At 55.5% G+C, this 17,115-nt stretch carries 19 protein-coding genes; 13 read left to right on the forward strand and 6 right to left on the reverse strand.

The features are described from left to right. Both HKD42_RS01625 and HKD42_RS01630 read left to right on the forward strand, forming a co-directional pair. The gene (locus tag HKD42_RS01625) at nt 1-1,107 is read left to right on the forward strand and encodes an NAD(P)/FAD-dependent oxidoreductase (RefSeq protein WP_170009684.1); all 1,107 of its coding nucleotides are present in this window, start codon (nt 1-3) and stop codon (nt 1,105-1,107) included. A gap of 56 nt (nt 1,108-1,163) precedes the next feature. Then, nucleotides 1,164-1,346, forward strand: coding sequence for a YegP family protein (locus tag HKD42_RS01630; RefSeq protein ID WP_170009686.1), 183 nt, complete (start codon nt 1,164-1,166; stop codon nt 1,344-1,346). Nucleotides 1,347-1,402: 56 nt separating this feature from the next. On the opposite strand, the gene rnhA is transcribed toward HKD42_RS01630, so the two are convergent. From rnhA to ispH, 3 genes are read right to left on the reverse strand one after another with little or no spacing between them, the layout of a single operon-like run. After that, nucleotides 1,403-1,837: a ribonuclease HI gene (rnhA, locus tag HKD42_RS01635; RefSeq protein WP_170009688.1), complete on the reverse strand. Its 435-nt coding sequence runs from the start codon at nt 1,835-1,837 to the stop codon at nt 1,403-1,405. A 3-nt stretch (nt 1,838-1,840) separates the two neighbouring features. Then, a complete protein-coding gene (gene thrB / locus HKD42_RS01640) occupies nt 1,841-2,839 on the reverse strand; it encodes a homoserine kinase (protein ID WP_170009690.1) in 999 nt (332 codons plus the stop codon). A gap of 13 nt (nt 2,840-2,852) precedes the next feature. Further along, on the reverse strand, nt 2,853-3,827 hold the full coding sequence (ispH, locus tag HKD42_RS01645; RefSeq protein WP_170009692.1) for a 4-hydroxy-3-methylbut-2-enyl diphosphate reductase: 975 nt from the start codon (nt 3,825-3,827) through the stop codon (nt 2,853-2,855). Between the two features lie 71 nt (nt 3,828-3,898). Here ispH and HKD42_RS01650 point away from each other — a divergent pair, with 71 nt between their 5' ends. The 9 genes from HKD42_RS01650 to tatC all read left to right on the forward strand — a co-directional run bounded on the left by HKD42_RS01650 (nt 3,899) and on the right by tatC (nt 11,400). After that, a complete protein-coding gene (locus HKD42_RS01650) occupies nt 3,899-4,549 on the forward strand; it encodes a hypothetical protein (RefSeq protein WP_170009694.1) in 651 nt (216 codons plus the stop codon). A gap of 71 nt (nt 4,550-4,620) precedes the next feature. Then, nucleotides 4,621-6,393 (forward strand): arginine--tRNA ligase, encoded by a 1,773-nt coding sequence (gene argS, locus HKD42_RS01655; RefSeq protein WP_170009696.1) that lies wholly within the window; start codon nt 4,621-4,623, stop codon nt 6,391-6,393. Between the two features lie 3 nt (nt 6,394-6,396). Next, nucleotides 6,397-7,230, forward strand: coding sequence for an SPOR domain-containing protein (locus HKD42_RS01660; RefSeq protein ID WP_170009698.1), 834 nt, complete (start codon nt 6,397-6,399; stop codon nt 7,228-7,230). Nucleotides 7,231-7,344: 114 nt separating this feature from the next. Then, nucleotides 7,345-8,364: a beta-N-acetylhexosaminidase gene (nagZ, locus tag HKD42_RS01665; protein ID WP_170009700.1), complete on the forward strand. Its 1,020-nt coding sequence runs from the start codon at nt 7,345-7,347 to the stop codon at nt 8,362-8,364. Beyond that, nucleotides 8,361-9,182, forward strand: a complete 822-nt coding sequence (locus tag HKD42_RS01670) for a segregation and condensation protein A (protein WP_246236657.1) — start codon at nt 8,361-8,363, stop codon at nt 9,180-9,182. The genes nagZ and HKD42_RS01670 overlap by 4 nt, the downstream gene beginning before the upstream one ends. Then, the gene (scpB, locus tag HKD42_RS01675) at nt 9,179-9,802 is read left to right on the forward strand and encodes an SMC-Scp complex subunit ScpB (RefSeq protein ID WP_170009701.1); all 624 of its coding nucleotides are present in this window, start codon (nt 9,179-9,181) and stop codon (nt 9,800-9,802) included. The genes HKD42_RS01670 and scpB overlap by 4 nt, the downstream gene beginning before the upstream one ends. Nucleotides 9,803-9,884: 82 nt before the next feature. Then, nucleotides 9,885-10,118, forward strand: a complete 234-nt coding sequence (gene tatA, locus HKD42_RS01680; protein WP_170009703.1) for a twin-arginine translocase TatA/TatE family subunit — start codon at nt 9,885-9,887, stop codon at nt 10,116-10,118. Between the two features lie 23 nt (nt 10,119-10,141). Then, nucleotides 10,142-10,603, forward strand: coding sequence for a Sec-independent protein translocase protein TatB (gene tatB / locus HKD42_RS13430; protein ID WP_170009705.1), 462 nt, complete (start codon nt 10,142-10,144; stop codon nt 10,601-10,603). 5 nt (nt 10,604-10,608) lie between these two features. Further along, nucleotides 10,609-11,400, forward strand: a complete 792-nt coding sequence (gene tatC / locus HKD42_RS01690) for a twin-arginine translocase subunit TatC (protein ID WP_170009707.1) — start codon at nt 10,609-10,611, stop codon at nt 11,398-11,400. A 207-nt stretch (nt 11,401-11,607) separates the two neighbouring features. On the opposite strand, the gene HKD42_RS01695 is transcribed toward tatC, so the two are convergent. The 3 genes from HKD42_RS01695 to HKD42_RS01705 form a co-directional block, all read right to left on the reverse strand. Then, nucleotides 11,608-11,841, reverse strand: coding sequence for a hypothetical protein (locus tag HKD42_RS01695; protein WP_170009709.1), 234 nt, complete (start codon nt 11,839-11,841; stop codon nt 11,608-11,610). 310 nt (nt 11,842-12,151) lie between these two features. Further along, nucleotides 12,152-13,825, reverse strand: a complete 1,674-nt coding sequence (locus HKD42_RS01700) for an amidohydrolase (protein WP_170009711.1) — start codon at nt 13,823-13,825, stop codon at nt 12,152-12,154. A 10-nt stretch (nt 13,826-13,835) separates the two neighbouring features. Then, entirely contained in the window at nt 13,836-14,729 is an 894-nt protein-coding gene (locus HKD42_RS01705) for an NAD(P)-dependent oxidoreductase (RefSeq protein ID WP_170009713.1), read from the reverse strand. A gap of 99 nt (nt 14,730-14,828) precedes the next feature. Between HKD42_RS01705 and HKD42_RS01710 the strand changes: the two genes are divergently transcribed. Then, nucleotides 14,829-16,058, forward strand: coding sequence for a threonine ammonia-lyase (locus HKD42_RS01710; RefSeq protein ID WP_170009715.1), 1,230 nt, complete (start codon nt 14,829-14,831; stop codon nt 16,056-16,058). Between the two features lie 162 nt (nt 16,059-16,220). After that, nucleotides 16,221-17,087: an arginyltransferase gene (locus tag HKD42_RS01715; RefSeq protein ID WP_170009717.1), complete on the forward strand. Its 867-nt coding sequence runs from the start codon at nt 16,221-16,223 to the stop codon at nt 17,085-17,087. The last annotated feature ends 28 nt before the right edge of the window (nt 17,088-17,115 follow it).

Genomic DNA, 17,115 nt, shown 5'->3' on the forward strand with positions numbered 1-17,115 from the left:
ATGACCGAGACTACGCCAATCTATGATTTTGCGATTGTTGGCGCAGGCATGGCTGGCGCCAGCTTGGCGGCTGAGCTCGCCGGTTCAGCCACCGTCGCTATGCTGGAGGCTGAGGATCAGGCAGGATATCATGCAACCGGCCGTTCGGCAGCGTTCTGGGAAGAATGTTATGGCGGTCCAGATATCGTCCCTTTGACGTTGGCATCCGGTCCATTCCTGAACGACGGCGGCTTTCTTACACGGCGCGGAGCGCTGTATATCGGCCGCAATGAAGACAGCGCTCAACTCGATCATTTTCTTGAACGCTTTGAGGGGACCGGGGCAAGTATAAGCCGTGTGGAACAGGCAGAGATTACCGCAAAAATTCCGGGATTGAGACCGCAATGGACGGGCGCGATTTGGGAACCGGCCTGCGCGGATATCGATGTCGGCAGCTTGCACGCGCATTATCTGTCAGCCGCAGCGCGGGCGGGGGCTGTGCTCAAAACCCGCTTCCGGGTGGCCAGTCTGGCTATGGCAAACGGTGTCTGGACCATCACGAGCGAGGCCGGTTCCGTTATATCTGCCCGCCGGATTATCAATGCGGCAGGGGCATGGGCGGATCAAATTGCCGGGCTGGCTGGCTGCGAACCTGCGGGCATATCGCCCTTGCGGCGTACAGTGGTGCAGCTGCGTACCAACCCGCAGCCATCTTCTGAAATGCCATTGGTCCTGGATGTGTCGGGCCGGTTTTACTTCAAGCCCGAGGCTGGGAGAGTATGGCTTAGCCCGCATGACGAGACACCTTCCGAACCGTGCGATGCTGCACCCGAAGAACTGGCCGTGGCCGAAGCAATAGAGCGGCTGCAAAGTGTGGTCGATTGGAACGTGACGACTGTGGAGCGTAAATGGGCGGGGTTACGCAGTTTCACACCTGATCGCTTGCCGATCTATGGCGCAGATCAGCATAATTCTGATTTTATCTGGTTTGCCGGGCAGGGCGGGTTTGGCATCCAGACAGCTCCGGCGGCGGCCAGATTGATGGCCGCACGGCTGCTCGGCAATGAAACTCCAGATGATCTCGCAGCAATAGATGTAACAAAATACACAGCGGATCGGTTTGGCTAGATTTTCCAGTTTGAGCGGGTAGGATGCGGCGCACACTATCACACAGGAGAATGAACATGGCTCATCGTTTTGAAATTCGTAACAACAAGAAGGGCGAGTTCGTGTCCTATTTCATGTATAATTCGGAAACGATCTGGTGGACCGAAGGCTACAGCTCGAAAGCAAGCGCCAAAAATGCCATCGAGTCCGTTCTCAAAAACGGCCCTGGCGCTGAAGTGGTCGATACAACCACAAGCTAAGACATCTTGAAATTTGCAATGAAGGCTCGGTCCGAAATGGCCGGGCCTTTTGTGTTTTATCGAACCGAATCGGCTTGATCGGAAGCCAATTGATCGACCCGTTCGTTTTCCGGATGGCCGCTATGCCCTTTTACCCAGTGCCAATGAACGGTGTGGCGTGCAGATGCTTCTATCAGCTCGTGCCATAAATCGGCGTTGCGTACCGGCTTTTTACTAGCGTTAACCCAGCCCCGCTTTTTCCAGCCTTCGACCCATTTGGTCATGCCATCTAAGACATATTTGCTGTCTGAATACAGATCGACCTCGCATGGCTCGATCAGCGCTTCTAAGCCTTTGATCGCTGCGGTCAGTTCCATACGGTTATTGGTTGTGTCCGCATCGGCACCCGAAAGTTCTTTTTCGTGCTTACCCATGCGCAGCAAGGCACCCCAGCCGCCGGGTCCAGGATTGCCTTTGCAGGCGCCGTCAGTAAAAATTTCAACGCGTTTCATGGGTTAGCCGTTGGCGGTTTGGTCGGGAATGTGAAAGGCGTTTTGTCCCAATGCGTCATAATGGTTCAGCCTGCGAACAAAGGCCATTGGATCCTTGCGGGCGACAAGCGCTGTGTCAGGCGTATCGATCCAGTCAAAAGTGCGTGTGGCGATGAACCGCATGGCAGCCCCTTTTGCCAAGATCGGCAAAGCTTCTTGTTCGGCTGGCGTGAGCGAGCGGGAGGACAAATACCCGCCGATCAATCCTTTCGAGATGTCGGAATGAAATTGTGTGCCATCGTCTGAAAAGCACCATGCGGCATGAGTAACAGCCAAATCATAAGCGGCGATGTCGCTGCACGCGAAATAGAAATCAATCAGGCCGCTGACTGTGTCATTCAACATCAGTACGTTGTCGGGGAACAGATCGGCGTGAATTGTCCCTTTGGGCAAGTGTTCCGGCCAATCATCAATCAATGTGGGCAGATGAGACTGGATTGCGGCCAGTAGGTCGGGGTTGATCGCCGCAATCGCGTCATCCCCGCATTGTTCAAACAGCTTACCCCAATCGGCGGGGCGCAAATCATTGGCTCTCGTGGCTGAAAAGTCCTCTGAGGCGGTATGGATTTGCGCCAGTGCCTGCCCAACGGCGTGGGCTTGCTGCGGGGTGGGCTCATCGATTGATACGCCTGGCAGAAATTCGATCAGTGCCACAGACTTTCCATCGAGGTCGCGATACGCATTGCCCGCCCGGTCATGGATGGTGGCCGGTACCGGGCAATGTTTGGCGGCGAGATGGTCCAGTAGGCCCAAGAAAAATGGCAATTCCCGCACATCAATCCGGCGCTCATACATGGTCAAGATAAAGCGTGCGCCTGTGCCATCAACGCCGGTCGTTTCGATCAACCAGTTACTGTTGGATACGCCCTCCGCGATTCCCTTGGCAGAAACCAGTTTGCCGACATCATACTGGCCAATCAGATCGGCCAACACTTCCGCTCCAAGATGCGTATACACTGCCATTTGTGCGCGCCAGTTAGTCCAGCAATTGACGGGGAAGTTTGAACACCATCTTTTCTTCGGCGGTGACCAGAGTATGCTCTTCAACGTCGCGCCATTCGGCGATTTTATCGACCACTTCCCGGACCAATTCTTCCGGCGCGGAAGCCCCGGCGGTCAGGCCCAAAGTGCCCACGCCTTCCAGCCAAGCGGGATCAATGTCGCTCGCCCGGCGGATAAGTTTGGCGTCGGTCCCGCATTTCTCGGAGACTTCGACCAAACGGACTGAATTGGAACTGTTTCCAGCACCGATCACCAAGACCAAGTCACTTCCCGGCGCGATTTGTTTTACCGCAGCTTGGCGGTTGGATGTGGCGTAGCAAATATCCTCGGCCTTGGGCCCGACGATTTGCGGGTATTTGACTTGCAGCGTGCGGACAATCTCGGCTGTATCATCAACCGACAAGGTGGTCTGGGTGAGGAAGGCAAGCGGAGTGTCTGCGGCAAAGTCCAGCGCCTTAACGTCTTCTACAGTTTCAACCAACGTCATCATGCCTTCAGGCACTTGACCCATTGTTCCGATAACTTCTGGATGGCCGCTATGGCCGACGAATACGATGTGCCGATTGGCTTCTATCTGGCGTTCTGCCTGACGATGGACTTTGCTGACTAACGGGCAAGTCGCGTCAAGATAATCCAAACCGCGGCGCTGTGCTTCTGCCGGGACCGCTTTGGGAACGCCGTGGGCGCTAAAGACAACGGGCGCGCCATCCGGCACTTCGTCCAATTCCTCGACGAAAATCGCCCCTTTGGCTTTCAAACCATCAACAACGAACTTGTTGTGAACGATTTCATGCCGGACATAAACCGGCGCGCCATATCGTTCGAGCGAGCGTTCGACGATCTCGATCGCACGGTCTACACCGGCACAAAAACCGCGTGGGGCGGCTATCAAAAGGGTCAGCGCTGGTTTCACAGCGCCATTCTTGGGGGATTGCAAGGGGGCGTTCATATGACAGCCTCTAGCGTTTTGCGACGCGCGCCGCTAGAGCCGCGACGTTCGATTTTAAAGGGTTTACCTGCATGACACTTCGCCGACCGATCTTTTCTGCACTTATCATGGTGGCTGCGCTGGCTGGTTGTCGCGGCGAAGGTGACTTAGTCGTCGACCAAGGTGTTGGTATCACAGCAATACGCTCCACTTGTCCGGCTGTTGGTGTACCTGACTATACCGGAGATGTTACCACTTTCAGAACAGCGGGCGCGACCACAGCAGATCAAATCGATGTCGTGGCGGCGATCACGAATGTTCGCAGCACGTGCAATGATACAGGCGACAAAGTCTATTCAGAGGCGACGTTTGATGTTTTGGCGCGGCGTACCGACACACGCGGTGCACGGTCGGTTGAATTGCCGTTTTTCTCTACCGTGTTGCAGGGCGGTTCTGCTGTTCAGGCAAAACGCATCGGCAGTGTCGTAGTCAATTTTGCAGATGGTGCAGAACGGGCGCAAGCAACGGCAAAGGCCGGCGCATTTGTTGACCGGGCAGCGGCCACATTACCCGATGATATTCGCGAGAAGATCACCCGGCGCCGTAAAGCGGGTGACCCTGACGCAGCGCTTGATCCATTGGCTGATCCCATCGTTCGTGCCGCGCTTAACCGTGCCACGTTCGAGCTGCTGGTTGGTTTTCAGCTAACCGAGCAACAATTGGCGCATAACGCGACCCGTTAAGCTGCGGAAATTCCGATTCGATTTGAGGGACGGAGTCTTGCGATTCTGGCCAATTCGGCTAGGCGCGCCTGATGTCCGATAACACTCAAAAATCTGCGTCTTTTGCGCGCACACTTCACGCTGCCTTTGCCGCTAAGGTCAAGGCAGTTCTGGCTGAACTAGAAGCAGACGGAACGCTGCCGGCTGGCACGCAATTCGGCAATGTCGCCGTCGAACCGCCGCGCGACCCCGATCACGGTGATCTAGCGACAAATGCGGCGATGGTTCTGGCCAAGCAAGCAAAGACAAATCCGCGCGAACTGGCGGGTAAAATCACTGCAAAGTTGATTGCCGATGCGGATATATTGTCCGCCGATATAGCGGGCCCGGGTTTCATCAATATGCGCCTGTCTGACGCAGCATGGCAGGCCGAGCTGGCTACTATTGCGGCATTGGGTAGCGATTATGGCCGATCCTCAATGGGCGGCGATGCTATTGTCAATGTTGAATATGTGTCTGCCAACCCGACCGGCCCGATGCATATGGGGCATTGCCGCGGTGCGGTGGTGGGTGACGCGTTGGCGGCTCTGCTGGAATATGCCGGGCATCAGGTTGTACGCGAGTATTACGTAAACGATGCGGGGGGGCAGGTGGATGTGCTCGCGCGGTCCGCGCATCTTCGTTATCAAGAGGCGCTAGGCGCCGATATCGGTGCCATCCCCGAAGGTCTATACCCGGGCGATTACTTGGTGCCTGTTGGCAAGGCATTGGCTGCCAAGCTTGGTGATCAGTTCCAGAATGCTCCAGAAAGCGAGTGGCTGGACACCTTCCGTACCGAATCTGTCGCTGCAATGATGGACATGATCAAATCCGATCTGGCGTTGCTGGGCATCCACCACGATCTGTTTTCATCAGAAGCCGCGTTGCAAGCTGCGGGTAAACCCGAAGCTGCGGAAGCGTGGTTGCGGCAGCATGACCTTGTGTATGATGGCGTGTTGGAAGCGCCCAAGGGCAAGGCACCGCCGGAAGATTGGGAGCCGGTTGAACTGCCTCTGTTCCGCTCGACCAAATTTGGTGATGATCAAGATCGCCCGATTAAGAAGTCCGACGGCAAATGGACCTATTTTGGCGCTGACCTGGCATATCATATGCAGAAGGCAGAGAAGGCTGACGCCCTGATTGATGTGTGGGGCGCGGATCACGCTGGCACGGTCAAGCGGATCAAGGCAGCCGTCGCCGCGCTGGCGGAGGGTGAGGGCAAATCAATCCCCTTCGATGTGAAGCTGGTGCAGATGGTGGCGCTGATGCGCGATGGCGAGCCGCTGAAAATGTCCAAGCGGTCTGGCAACTTCATCACTTTGGCTGAAATGGTTGAAGAAGTGGGCAAGGATGTTGTCCGTTTCACCATGCTTACCCGCAAGCCCGAAGCCCAAATGGAATTCGACTTTGCCAAAGTGGTGGAAGCATCAAAGGACAACCCGGTATTTTATGTCCAATATGCTCACGCACGGATTCATTCGACGCTGCGCAAAGGCGCAAATGAAGGCTTCTCACCTTCAGGAAAGCATAATGATTTGCTCGGAGCCGAGGAATTGGAGCTGGTCAAACACGCAGCGCAATTCCCCCGTATCGTGGAATCGGCGGCCGCCGCGCGCGAACCGCACCGGATTGCGTTTTACCTCTACGACCTCGCCGGAGCGTTCCATACCTATTACAATCTCGGCAATGACAAGCCTGAAAAGCGGTTCATCGTGGCACAGCAGAATGATTTGACCGCGGCGAGACTATTCCTCGCCAGCCAAATCGGGCAAGTTATCCAAAACGGGCTCGCTTTGCTTGGCGTCGAAGCGGTCGAGGAGATGTAAGTAATGACACAGAATGACTTCGGGCAAAATGATAATGGCCGCGATGGGGCCGGGCAGGACGGCGAAACGTTCGATCATATTGACGATGCAGGCGATGATACAATCATCGAAAATGAAGAACTCTCTCTAGTGGAAGATGATGGGCCTCTGCCGTGGCTCGAATCTGATTATGATGACGAGGAAGAAGGCGTTGATACTGGCCGCTTGGTTGGCCTCGCGCTGCTGGGGGCGCTGCTGTTAGCGCTGATCCTCGGCACGATTTACTTCTTCAGCAATCGCGGGCCTGATCCTGAACTGGTCGCTGATGGCAGCACCATAGAAGCGCCTGAAGGCCCGATGAAAGAACGCCCTGCGGATGCGGGCGGCAAAGAGTTTGCCGGTACTGGCCAGGTCGCACCCGCTGTTGGTGACGGCCAAACAACTGAAGGCCGCTTGGCTGATGGCAGCAATGGCGGCGGCGGCGATGGTGATGGCGACCGCAACGGGGCTGGCGATACTGATGGCGCAAAGCCAAGCATTGATACAGCGACAACGGCGAATGCCGGGGCCACCAATTCTGGATCGGCTAATGCCAACGCGGATGGCGGTGCTGCATCTTCGCCTAGCGGTGTTGGTGTTCAAGTCGGTGCGTATTCCACCCGCGAAAGCGCGGTTGAAGGCTGGAACCGGCTGACGCGTCAAACCGATGCTCTCAAAGGCGTGAAATACCGTGTTCAGCAAGGGCAGGCGGATATCGGCACAGTGTTCCGTCTGCAAGCTGTTGCGGGGGATAAAGCATCAGGCGATCGCCTCTGCCGCGCGCTGAAAGCTGACGGAATTGCCTGTCAGGTAAAATGATTTGGGTTGAGGAGGCGGTGAAACGCCGCTTCCTCGCCAATTCATCCTCATTTTCCACATTCTGCGGGATCAATCCGCTTGCGCAATGCGTAAGTGGCTGCAACGCTGCACAGTATGACGCCCGCAATATTTGGACTGGCTGGAACAGCTCTGACGCCCGACGAGATCGCCTTTTTTAAGGAGGCTGACCCGGCTGGATACATCCTGTTTGGCCGAAATTGCGAAACACCTGAACAGCTGCGCATTTTAACCGACTCGCTGCGCGCCCTTCATGGCCGTGACCGGCTCTTGATATCGATTGATCAGGAAGGCGGGCGGGTCGCGCGGTTGCGTCCGCCATTATGGTCTCCCTTCCCGGCGGGTGAAGCGTTTGACCATCTGTATCAAATTGCGCCTGCTAGCGCGATTGAAGCAGCACGGCTTAATGCCTTTGCCATGGGTCTGGAACTGGCAGAAATGGGAATCTCGGTCGATTACCACCCGCCGCTCGATGTCCGCCAGGAAGGTGCACACGATGTTATCGGGGATCGCGCCTTGGGGCATGAACCCAAGCAGGTGGCCGCTTTGGGCCGGGCCATTCTCGATGGCTTGGCACGCGCCGGGGTGGCGGGTTGTATCAAGCATATGCCCGGTCATGGCCGGTCGATGACAGATACCCATAAGGAAATGCCGACTGTTACGGCGACAGCAGCAGAGCTGGAGTGGGATATTGCGCCGTTTCGCGCTTTATCAGACGCCCCTATCGGCATGACCGGCCATTTGCTCTTTACCGAATGGGATACGGATAATCCGGCCACCCTTTCCAAAACCGTGATCAAGGACGTCATTCGCGGATCTATCGGGTTTGATGGGCTGCTGCTCACCGATGACATTGATATGGAAGCCTTGTCTGGCACCGTTCCCGAACGGTCGGAACGCGCCATTGCTGCGGGCTGTGATCTTGTCCTCAATTGCTGGGCCAAGATGGACCATATGACCCAGATGGTGGAGCGGCTTCCCTCTATATCAGAGCGTGCAGCAGAGCGTCTTGACCGCGCGCTAAGCTATACCGATGATCGGCGCGTTAGCGGCGATAAGGCCGAGCTTTTGGCGAAGCGTGACGCACTGCTAGATTTGGTGAAAGCCGCCGCATGAGCACAGGCGATCTGATGTTTCCGGAAGGGCAGGGGGCCTCTACCGACACCGAATGGATCGGTGCAGGTGCTGCCGATACAGAAGATAACGCGCTGTATCTGGAGCTGGATGGCTGGGCAGGGCCGCTCGATCTGCTGCTTGATCTGGCCCGGCGGCAGAAAGTAGATTTGCGCGCGATTTCCATTCTGGATCTGGTCGATCAATATCTGAACTATATTGACCGTGCCGAAGCGCTGAAGTTGGAATTGGCAGCGGACTATCTGGTCATGGCAGCTTGGCTGGCTTTCCTGAAATCATCCATGTTGCTGCCCAAGGAAGAGCAGGAAGATCCCAGCCCCGAAGAGCTGGCTTTGAAGCTGCAATTGCGGCTGCAACGGTTGGGCGCAATGCGGGAAGCCGCCGCACGCCTGATGGCGCGCGACCGGATCGGCCGTGATGTTTTCATACGCGGCGCACCAGAAGGGCTCCGCACTGATCGTAAGACGCAGTGGCAATGCGATTGGTATGCGCTCATCCAGGGATATGGCCAGGTCAAGGCACGCACCGCGCCGGCCGTGCACATGGTGCGCGAACGGCCGGTGATGACGCTGGATAGTGCGCTTGACCGGGTGTCCAATATGCTGGGCGTGACGCTTGATTGGATGACGCTGGAGGAATTTCTGCCGCCCCATGCAGAACCGCGCTTGCGGCGGTCCGCTTTGGCATCGAGTTTTGTCGCGGCGCTGGAATTGGCCCGGATGGGCAAGGCGGAAATCGCCCAGGATGATATTTTCGGACCGCTGAGGCTACGCCGCCTGACAGAGCGTGCAACAGCATGAATGATGATAAGCCCGAGCCGCTTGTAAGAGCAGTTGAGGCGACTTTGTTTGCAGCTGAAGAACCAATGAGTGTCGATGCGCTTGCATCGCATTTGGGCGATGAAGAGAAAGCCACGATCAGGGCGGCCCTCCGGCAATTGGCAGCGCACTATCAGGACCGGGGCATCCATTTGGTGGAGCGAAGTAAGCGCTGGCACTTCCAAACCGCCGCTGATCTTGCGCATTTGTTGCGGACAGAGCGAGAGCAGGTCCGCCGCCTGTCGCGTGCAGCCACCGAAGTGTTGGCGATCATCGCGTATCATGAACCGGTTAGCCGGGCAGAGATCGAATCGATCCGGGGCGTTCAAACCGCCAAAGGTACATTGGACGTGTTGATGGAAGCTGGGTGGGTGAGGGCTGCCGGCCGCCGCGAAGTTCCCGGCAGGCCGGTTATTTACGCCACCACCCCGGAATTTTTGGAGCATTTCGGGCTTCAAACCCGCCGTGATTTGCCCGGGCTTGATGAATTGCGCGCGGCCGGTCTGCTTGATCCGGTGGATGATGCGTATAATCTACTGACAGGTCTGGATGATACGGATGCGCCGGCGGCTGACGACACGCCGATAGAACAAGCTGACTAGTCGCAGAGGTGCTGGCGTTCTGGTTCAATCATCCCTATATTGGCCTATAGCAGAGATGCCTTACACAGATTGGAATTGAATAATGTCGCTCGGCCCTTGGCAGCTTATTATCATTGCCCTGGTTATTCTCGTCCTGTTCGGACGCGGACGTATTTCAGAAATGATGGGTGATTTCGGTAAGGGAATCAATAGCTTTAAGAAGGGCATGAGCGAAGATGAGGCGGCTGAGGAAAAGGCTAGCGGTTCATTAGAGGCGCCCGCTAAGGACGCTGCTGCAACCGACAGCTCTAAGAGTAAAACGTCTGATCCTTCATAATCTTCTAAGGTACCGCCTTCCCCATGTTTGACATCGGTGCCCTTGAACTTCTGGTTTTGGTAGTCGTCGCGATTATCGTGATCGGCCCCAAAGACATGCCCGCAGCACTGCGAGTCGTTGGCCGATGGGTCGGCAAGTTGCGCCGTGCTTCTGCTCAATTCCGGACTGGCTTCGATAATATCGTCCGTGAGGCCGAGATGGAGGACATGGAGAAGAAGTGGAAAGAGCAAAACGCGAAGATTATGGCGGAAACGCCTCACAGTGAAATGGAGCCGCTCCCCGCAGATGCGGAATCGGCTGTGCCCTCTAAAGAACAGTCTGATACAGGGCCCTCGCAAGCCGCTGCTGCAAAGCCCAAACCATCGGCTACCTTGACTAAGAAAAGCGCGGCCAAGAGCGTGAAGAAGCCGTCTGCCAAGGTTAAACCGGCAAAGCCGCAAGCCAGTGAGCCGATGTTGCCGCTTGATAAGACGGACTCGGAGTAGACGCGATGGCGCTTGGCGTGGATGATATCGATGAAACGCAAGCACCGCTGCTGGATCATTTGATCGAGCTACGCGGCCGCTTGGTTCGCTGCGTTATTGCCTTGGTTATCGGGTTCGGAATTGGCCTGTATTTCGCCAACGAAGTGTATGGCTTTTTGGTGCGCCCGCTGGAGGCTGCATTTCCTCCAGGTGAGGGAAAACTGATCTATACTAAGCTGTACGAGGCATTTTTTGTCCAGCTTAAAGTCGCGTTGTTTGCCGGCTTCTTCATGACATTCCCGATCATTGCCAATCAGTTGTGGGCGTTCGTTGCCCCCGGTCTGTATGCCAAAGAGAAAAAGGCATTTTTGCCATTTCTGTTTGCGACGCCTGTTTTATTCGGGGCGGGCGCTGCGCTTGCATATTATATTGTGATGCCAACTGCGTTTCGATGGTTCATCGGCTTTGAAGGGGTAACCGGCGGGATCGAGCTGGAGGCGTTGCCGGCTGCGGGCGAGTACCTCTCTTTAGTCATGCAGTTTATTCTGGCGTTCGGCATCAGCTTTCTGCTGCCGGTTTTACTTCTGCTGCTGAACAAGGCGGGTATTGTCGATCGCCAACAGCTGGCTGGTGCGCGGCGCTATGTGATTGTGCTGGTGGTGGCTTTGTCGGCAATTGTTACGCCGCCAGATCCAGGATCGCAGTTGATCCTTGCAGTGCCGCTGCTGTTCTTGTTCGAGGGATCTTTGCTGATCATGCGGTTCAGCGAACCCAAGAAGGCAGACAGCGATACCGAAGAAGAACCGGAAAGCGCGTGATCAGTCTGCACAATCAAGCGAGGTGATTGTTTTGGCAGCTTGGGTATTCGGTTAGCCTAGACACCGGTTTAAAGCTGTGGGGTCTTATATTGCTGACCGCTAGGATTCAATCGCATCCAAGTGTGTCGCGACCAGTTCTTAAAATCCTGACGAGACCAAAAAAAACGGGGCCAAAAGGCCCCGTTCTAATTTCGTTATCAGTAAGTCTTATGGGCTTACTGGAACATCGTCATCATTGTTATCGCCAGCGATAACGATACCAGCGATGATTGCAGCAGCAGCCAGAAGCGCGAGAATGATGCCAGCACCACCCTTACCACCAAGCTCGCTTTCACCTTCAACAGGTGCAGCAGTACGCTCAGCTTGTACGCTTTGTGCGACGGCTGGCGACGCAACCAGAGTAACAGCTGCAGTTGCAGCAAGTGCGTTACGGAACTTCATTATTGTCTCCTCAGAGCTCTCTATTTGTTTCAATCTCGTAGCCTCAATAGGTGAGTACGTTGTATGAGGCAACCCTAAATGTTGTATCAAGATGTTCGTCGTGTGGCCGAATTGTAACAGTGAACCGAACCCATATCGATTTGAATAACCGGCCAAAATTGCGTTTGACAGCCGCAAACCCTCCGTAGGGTTAACTATTTGTCTCACACCAAGCCCTCATGGCAGGGTTATCATTTCATTTTAGTTAACATCCCTGGAAATCAGCCATTTCTAGTTGGATGGTTGGATTTTCCCGACGAAACGACGTCAATTACTGACCCGCAGCAAAGACCTCTCTTCCTCCCACCCAAGTGGCAAGTACCTTCGTTTGGCGGATATCCGCGGGCGAAGAGAGCAAAATGTCGCGATCAATAAACAGAAAGTCAGCATGTTGTCCCGCGACCAGCTTCCCGAATCGTCCATCGGCGAATCCGGCGAAGGCACCATCGCTGGTAAATCCGGCCAGCGCTTGTTCCCGGCTGACCGCTTCCTTTACACGCCAACCGCCAAACGGTTGCCCGTCAGCACCGGTTCGCGACATTGCGGCTGCCAGCCCAGCGAAAGGATCGGGTGATTCGACAGGTGCATCCGATCCGAAAGCCAATCGGGAACCTGCACCAAGCAGGCTACGCCAAGCGTATGCGCCTTCTAATCTTGCAGGATCCAATCGCGCTTCTGCCATTTCCCTGTCAGAGGTTTGATGAACGGGTTGCATCGAGGCGATAATTCCATGCTTGCTGAATGCGGCGATGTCTGCGGGGTCGACAATCTGGGCGTGTTCGATACGCCAGCGCCGATCCCCTTCATACGTATCTGCCAATTCATCAATTGCCTGCAATACCTCGCTATTGGCAGCATCACCAATTGCATGGATGGCTAGCTGAAATTCATCCAAGGCGGCGCGGCTCATCAGATTGCGCAGCTGGGCGCCGGTTTGCAAAGGCAATCCTGTGTTTGCCGGGTCGTCCTGATATGGCTGTTTCAGCCACGCTCCGCGCGATCCGAGCGCACCATCCAGATAGAGTTTGACGCCGTTTAAGCGCAGTTTGTCTTGATATAACCACGGGGATGGGCCGGGGCCGCCAATCAGCTCCATAGCTTCTGTGCCAGCGGCATAAGACATAATCCGGATGTTGAGCCACCCGCCGTCGCCAGCGCGCCGGAAAGACTGCCAATCCTCAATCGATGTTCCCATATCGGCGGCAGCTGTAATGCCGAAGCTGAGCAGAATATTCTGGGCTTTAGAAAGGGCTAGATCGCGATCCTCTGGTCGCGGTTTCGGAACCGATGATTGGACCAAGGCGCTGGCATTATCGACAAAAACGCCCGTTGGGTTACCGGCACTGTCGCGGATTATCTTGCCGCCAGCTGGTGATTTGGCAGTTTTATCAACCCCTGCAAGTTGCATAGCCTTGCTGTTGGCCCAGCCAGCATGCCCGTCGACGCGTTCCAGCCACACGGGCTTATCGCCGACTACCGCATCCAGTTCAGCAGCGGTGGGGAACCGGTTAAGACCCCATTTCTCTTGGTTCCACCCGCGCCCGATAATCCAGCGATTGGCCGGATTCTCCGCTGCGTATTGAGCGATGGCAGCTTGCGCTTCTTGCAGCGAACTCGTTTCTGAAAGATCGAGCGTTAGCGCTCCGAACCCCAGCCCCATCACATGGAGGTGCGAGTCGATTAGGCCGGGAATGACATAACGGCCTTTGCCATCAAATCGGAAGTCAGTGTCGCGGGGCAATTCATCTTGGCGCTTGAGGACCTGCTTAATACGCCCATCATCATCAATCCATAAGGCAGTGAAGCGTTCAACCTTACCGTCTTCGCCGACTGTTATGCCTTGGATATTGTCCACCAGCGTATCGGCATGAGCGGGTACAGAAACCGTCAATGCAGCCATGGCTAGCCCGGTGATCGTCTTGCGAGATGGTGTCAGTCTTATCATGGAATCCTCGTTATCTCGGCAGTCTGCGGATGAGCGCGCTGGTATCTTGGCGCGCGCCGCCTTCCAACGCCTGTACATCTGCATAGAGCCGGTCAACCAACTGTGTGACGGGGCTTTCCAAGCCCAATCGATCAGCCTCTTGAAGCGCATAGGCCAAATCCTTGCGCATCCAATCAATGGCAAAGCCGAAATCAAATTCGTCAGCGACCATTGTCTTCCAGCGATTTTCCATTTGCCAGCTTTGTGCCGCACCGCCCGATATGGCGGAGAGTACCTTATCAGCGTCTACACCCGACGCCTGGACCAATCGAACCGCTTCGCTCAGCCCGCCCAACGCACCGGCGATACACATTTGATTGGCCATTTTGGCAGTCTGCCCGGCGCCAGCTTGGCCGATATGGACGATTGTTTTGCCATAGGCCTGCATAATGGGTTCGGCAGTTGCAAATGCATCGTCCGTGCCGCCACACATAATCGCCAAGGCACCATTTTCCGCGCCTGCCTGACCACCTGAAACCGGTGCGTCCACAGCGGCAATATCCTTGGCGGTGCACCATTCAGTCGCTTTCCGGGCCATATCAGGAGACACGGTGGTGTGGTCAATCAGAGTGCTGCCAGCCTGCATGGCAGACAGCGCGCCATCTTGGTCGCTCAGGACTTGTTCCAAATCATTATCATTGCCGACACAGACGATCACTATATCGCGGCCAGCTGCCGCCTCTGCCGGTGTTTTGCCGACAGCGGCCTTCAGTCCTTCGGCAGTTAATGCAGTTTGCAGTGCATCTGCGCGGGCCGCAGTCCTGTTATAGATTGCAACGTCATATCCGGCTCTTACCAGATGTGCAGCCATCGGACGGCCCATCACGCCCAGGCCTAGAAATGCGAGTTTTGGTTTGCTGCTCATGGTGCTGGAGTAGGCAATCTGGCTGGCAAAGCAAATGCATAGGGGGTTAAACCCAATCATGTGTTCCCCAGAAACATCATTTCGCCTAGTTGAAGCTGCATGAGTGAAAGAGCAACAGATCGCCTGACTATCGACAATGTACGCGCTGCGGCGGAGCGAATTAAGGGCTCTGTCGTCCATACGCCGACCATGCATTCTATTACTCTTTCAGAGATTACCGGTGCGGAAGTTTGGCTGAAGTTCGAAAACTTGCAGTTTACTGCGGCTTATAAAGAACGCGGCGCTCTCAATGCGTTGCTGCTTTTGACGGATGAACAACGCGCAAAGGGCGTCATTGCGGCATCTGCTGGCAATCATTCACAGGGGCTGAGCTATCACGGCCGCCGGTTGGGTGTACCCGTAACGATCGTTATGCCGCGCACGACCCCCACTGTGAAGGTGATGCAGACCGAGGCGGTTGGCGGCAATGTGGTGTTGGAAGGCGAAACATTTGATGATGCCTACGCCCACGCCCTTGAGCTGGAGCAAGAACGCGGGCTGACTTTCGTCCACCCGTTTGATGATCCCGACGTGGCAGCAGGGCAGGGCAGTGTGGCGCTCGAAATGTTTGCCGATGCCCCTGAGCTAGACTGCATCGTAACTCCAATTGGCGGCGGCGGCCTTATGTCCGGTATGGCGACGGTAGCCCGCGCTTTGAAGCCTGACATGGAAGTGATCGGCGTTCAGGCAGCGCTATATCCCTCGATGTATGCGCGGCTGAAAGGGCAAGACCTGGCCTGTGGCGGAGATTCTTTGGCGGAGGGGATTTCCGTAAAAGCTCCCGGCGAATTCACGTCAGAAGTCATTGCCGATCTGGTCGATGATATTCTGCTGGTAAACGAATCTGTGCTGGAAAAAGCGGTTGCCTTGCTGCTGCAGATTGAAAAGACTGTTGTCGAAGGTGCCGGTGCGGCTGGATTGGCGGCAGTGTTGGCCAATCCAGAGCGGTTTGCCGGTAAGAAAATCGGGTTGGTGCTATGCGGCGGTAATATTGACACTCGCTTGCTCGCCAATGTTCTGCTGCGCGATTTGGCGAGAGAAGGGCGGCTCGCCCGATTGCGGATCACTTTGCAAGATCGCCCCGGCGCTTTGTATAAGGTGATGGGTGTGTTTGATGATCACAACGTCAACATCATCGAAATCTATCACCAGCGGGTGTTTACTACCCTACCAGCCAAGGGGCTGATCACGGATATCGAATGCGAGGCCCGGGACCGCGATCAGCTCGACTCGCTCGTCGCTGCGCTGCGGAAAACCGGTTACACAGTGAAACAAATTGAGCTGAATTAGGACAACTCAATTCGCAAACCCTAAGCGAATGGGAAATTGTGCAAAATAATCAATGATTAACTGTGTTTGATGGTTAAGGGACTTTTACCGGCGGGCTCAAACGGCCATACATACGGTCTTCGCTTTTGACCGATTCCTCCGCAAAAGGACTTGCCCGAACCCGTGACGGCTCCCGTTCGCTTCCCCCGTTTCTTTGTGACGACACCCGCGCCTTGCCCTTACCTTCCTGGTAAGAGTGAGCGGAAAGTGTTTACAGAACTAAAGGGTGAGCACGCCGAGCAATTGAACGAGGCGCTGGGCAGAATCGGGTTTCGCCGCAGTCAGACCGTTGCTTACCGGCCCAGCTGTGCCGGTTGCCAAGCCTGTGTTTCAGTGCGCGTAGCTGCCCATGAATTTGCACCAAGCCAGACGCAACGCCGTAATTTACGCCGCAATAGTGGGCTGATCGCGACGGAATGCCGCCCTTGGGCAACCGAAGAACAATTCGATTTGTTGCAGCGCTATCTTGGTGTGCGCCATCCCGGCGGCGGCATGACCACGATGGATGAAACCGATTATGCTGACATGGTCGAGCATACTCCCGTCACCAGTTATGTGATCGAATATCGGGAACCATCAGAAGATGGCGTAACCCCGGGCAAGCTGGTGGGGGCCTGTCTAACAGACCGGCAGACTGATGGCTTGTCGATGATCTATAGTTTCTACGATCCTGACCATGCGTCACGCCCCGGGCTTGGAAATTACATTATCCTTGATCATATCCGCCGCGCGGCGGAACAGGGTTTACCTTATGTCTATCTCGGCTATTGGGTCGAAGGATCGGACAGAATGCGGTATAAAGTGCGATATCGTCCACTTGAGCGGCTGACCCGTGACGGGTGGCAACGTATGACTCCAGAGGAGCAGAACGCGCTCATCGCGCAGACAAGTGCCAATGCGACAGTTTCTAAGCCAGACGGCGCTGCGGACGCGAAAACCGTACAAAAGGATGGTACGCCACAGCAGTATCAGACTGCTCAAAATCAATAGGGCCAAAATCAATAGAGCCGAAAGCAAT

It is taken from the genome of Pontixanthobacter rizhaonensis (genome assembly GCF_012972675.1).
Classification (GTDB): domain Bacteria; phylum Pseudomonadota; class Alphaproteobacteria; order Sphingomonadales; family Sphingomonadaceae; genus Pontixanthobacter; species Pontixanthobacter rizhaonensis.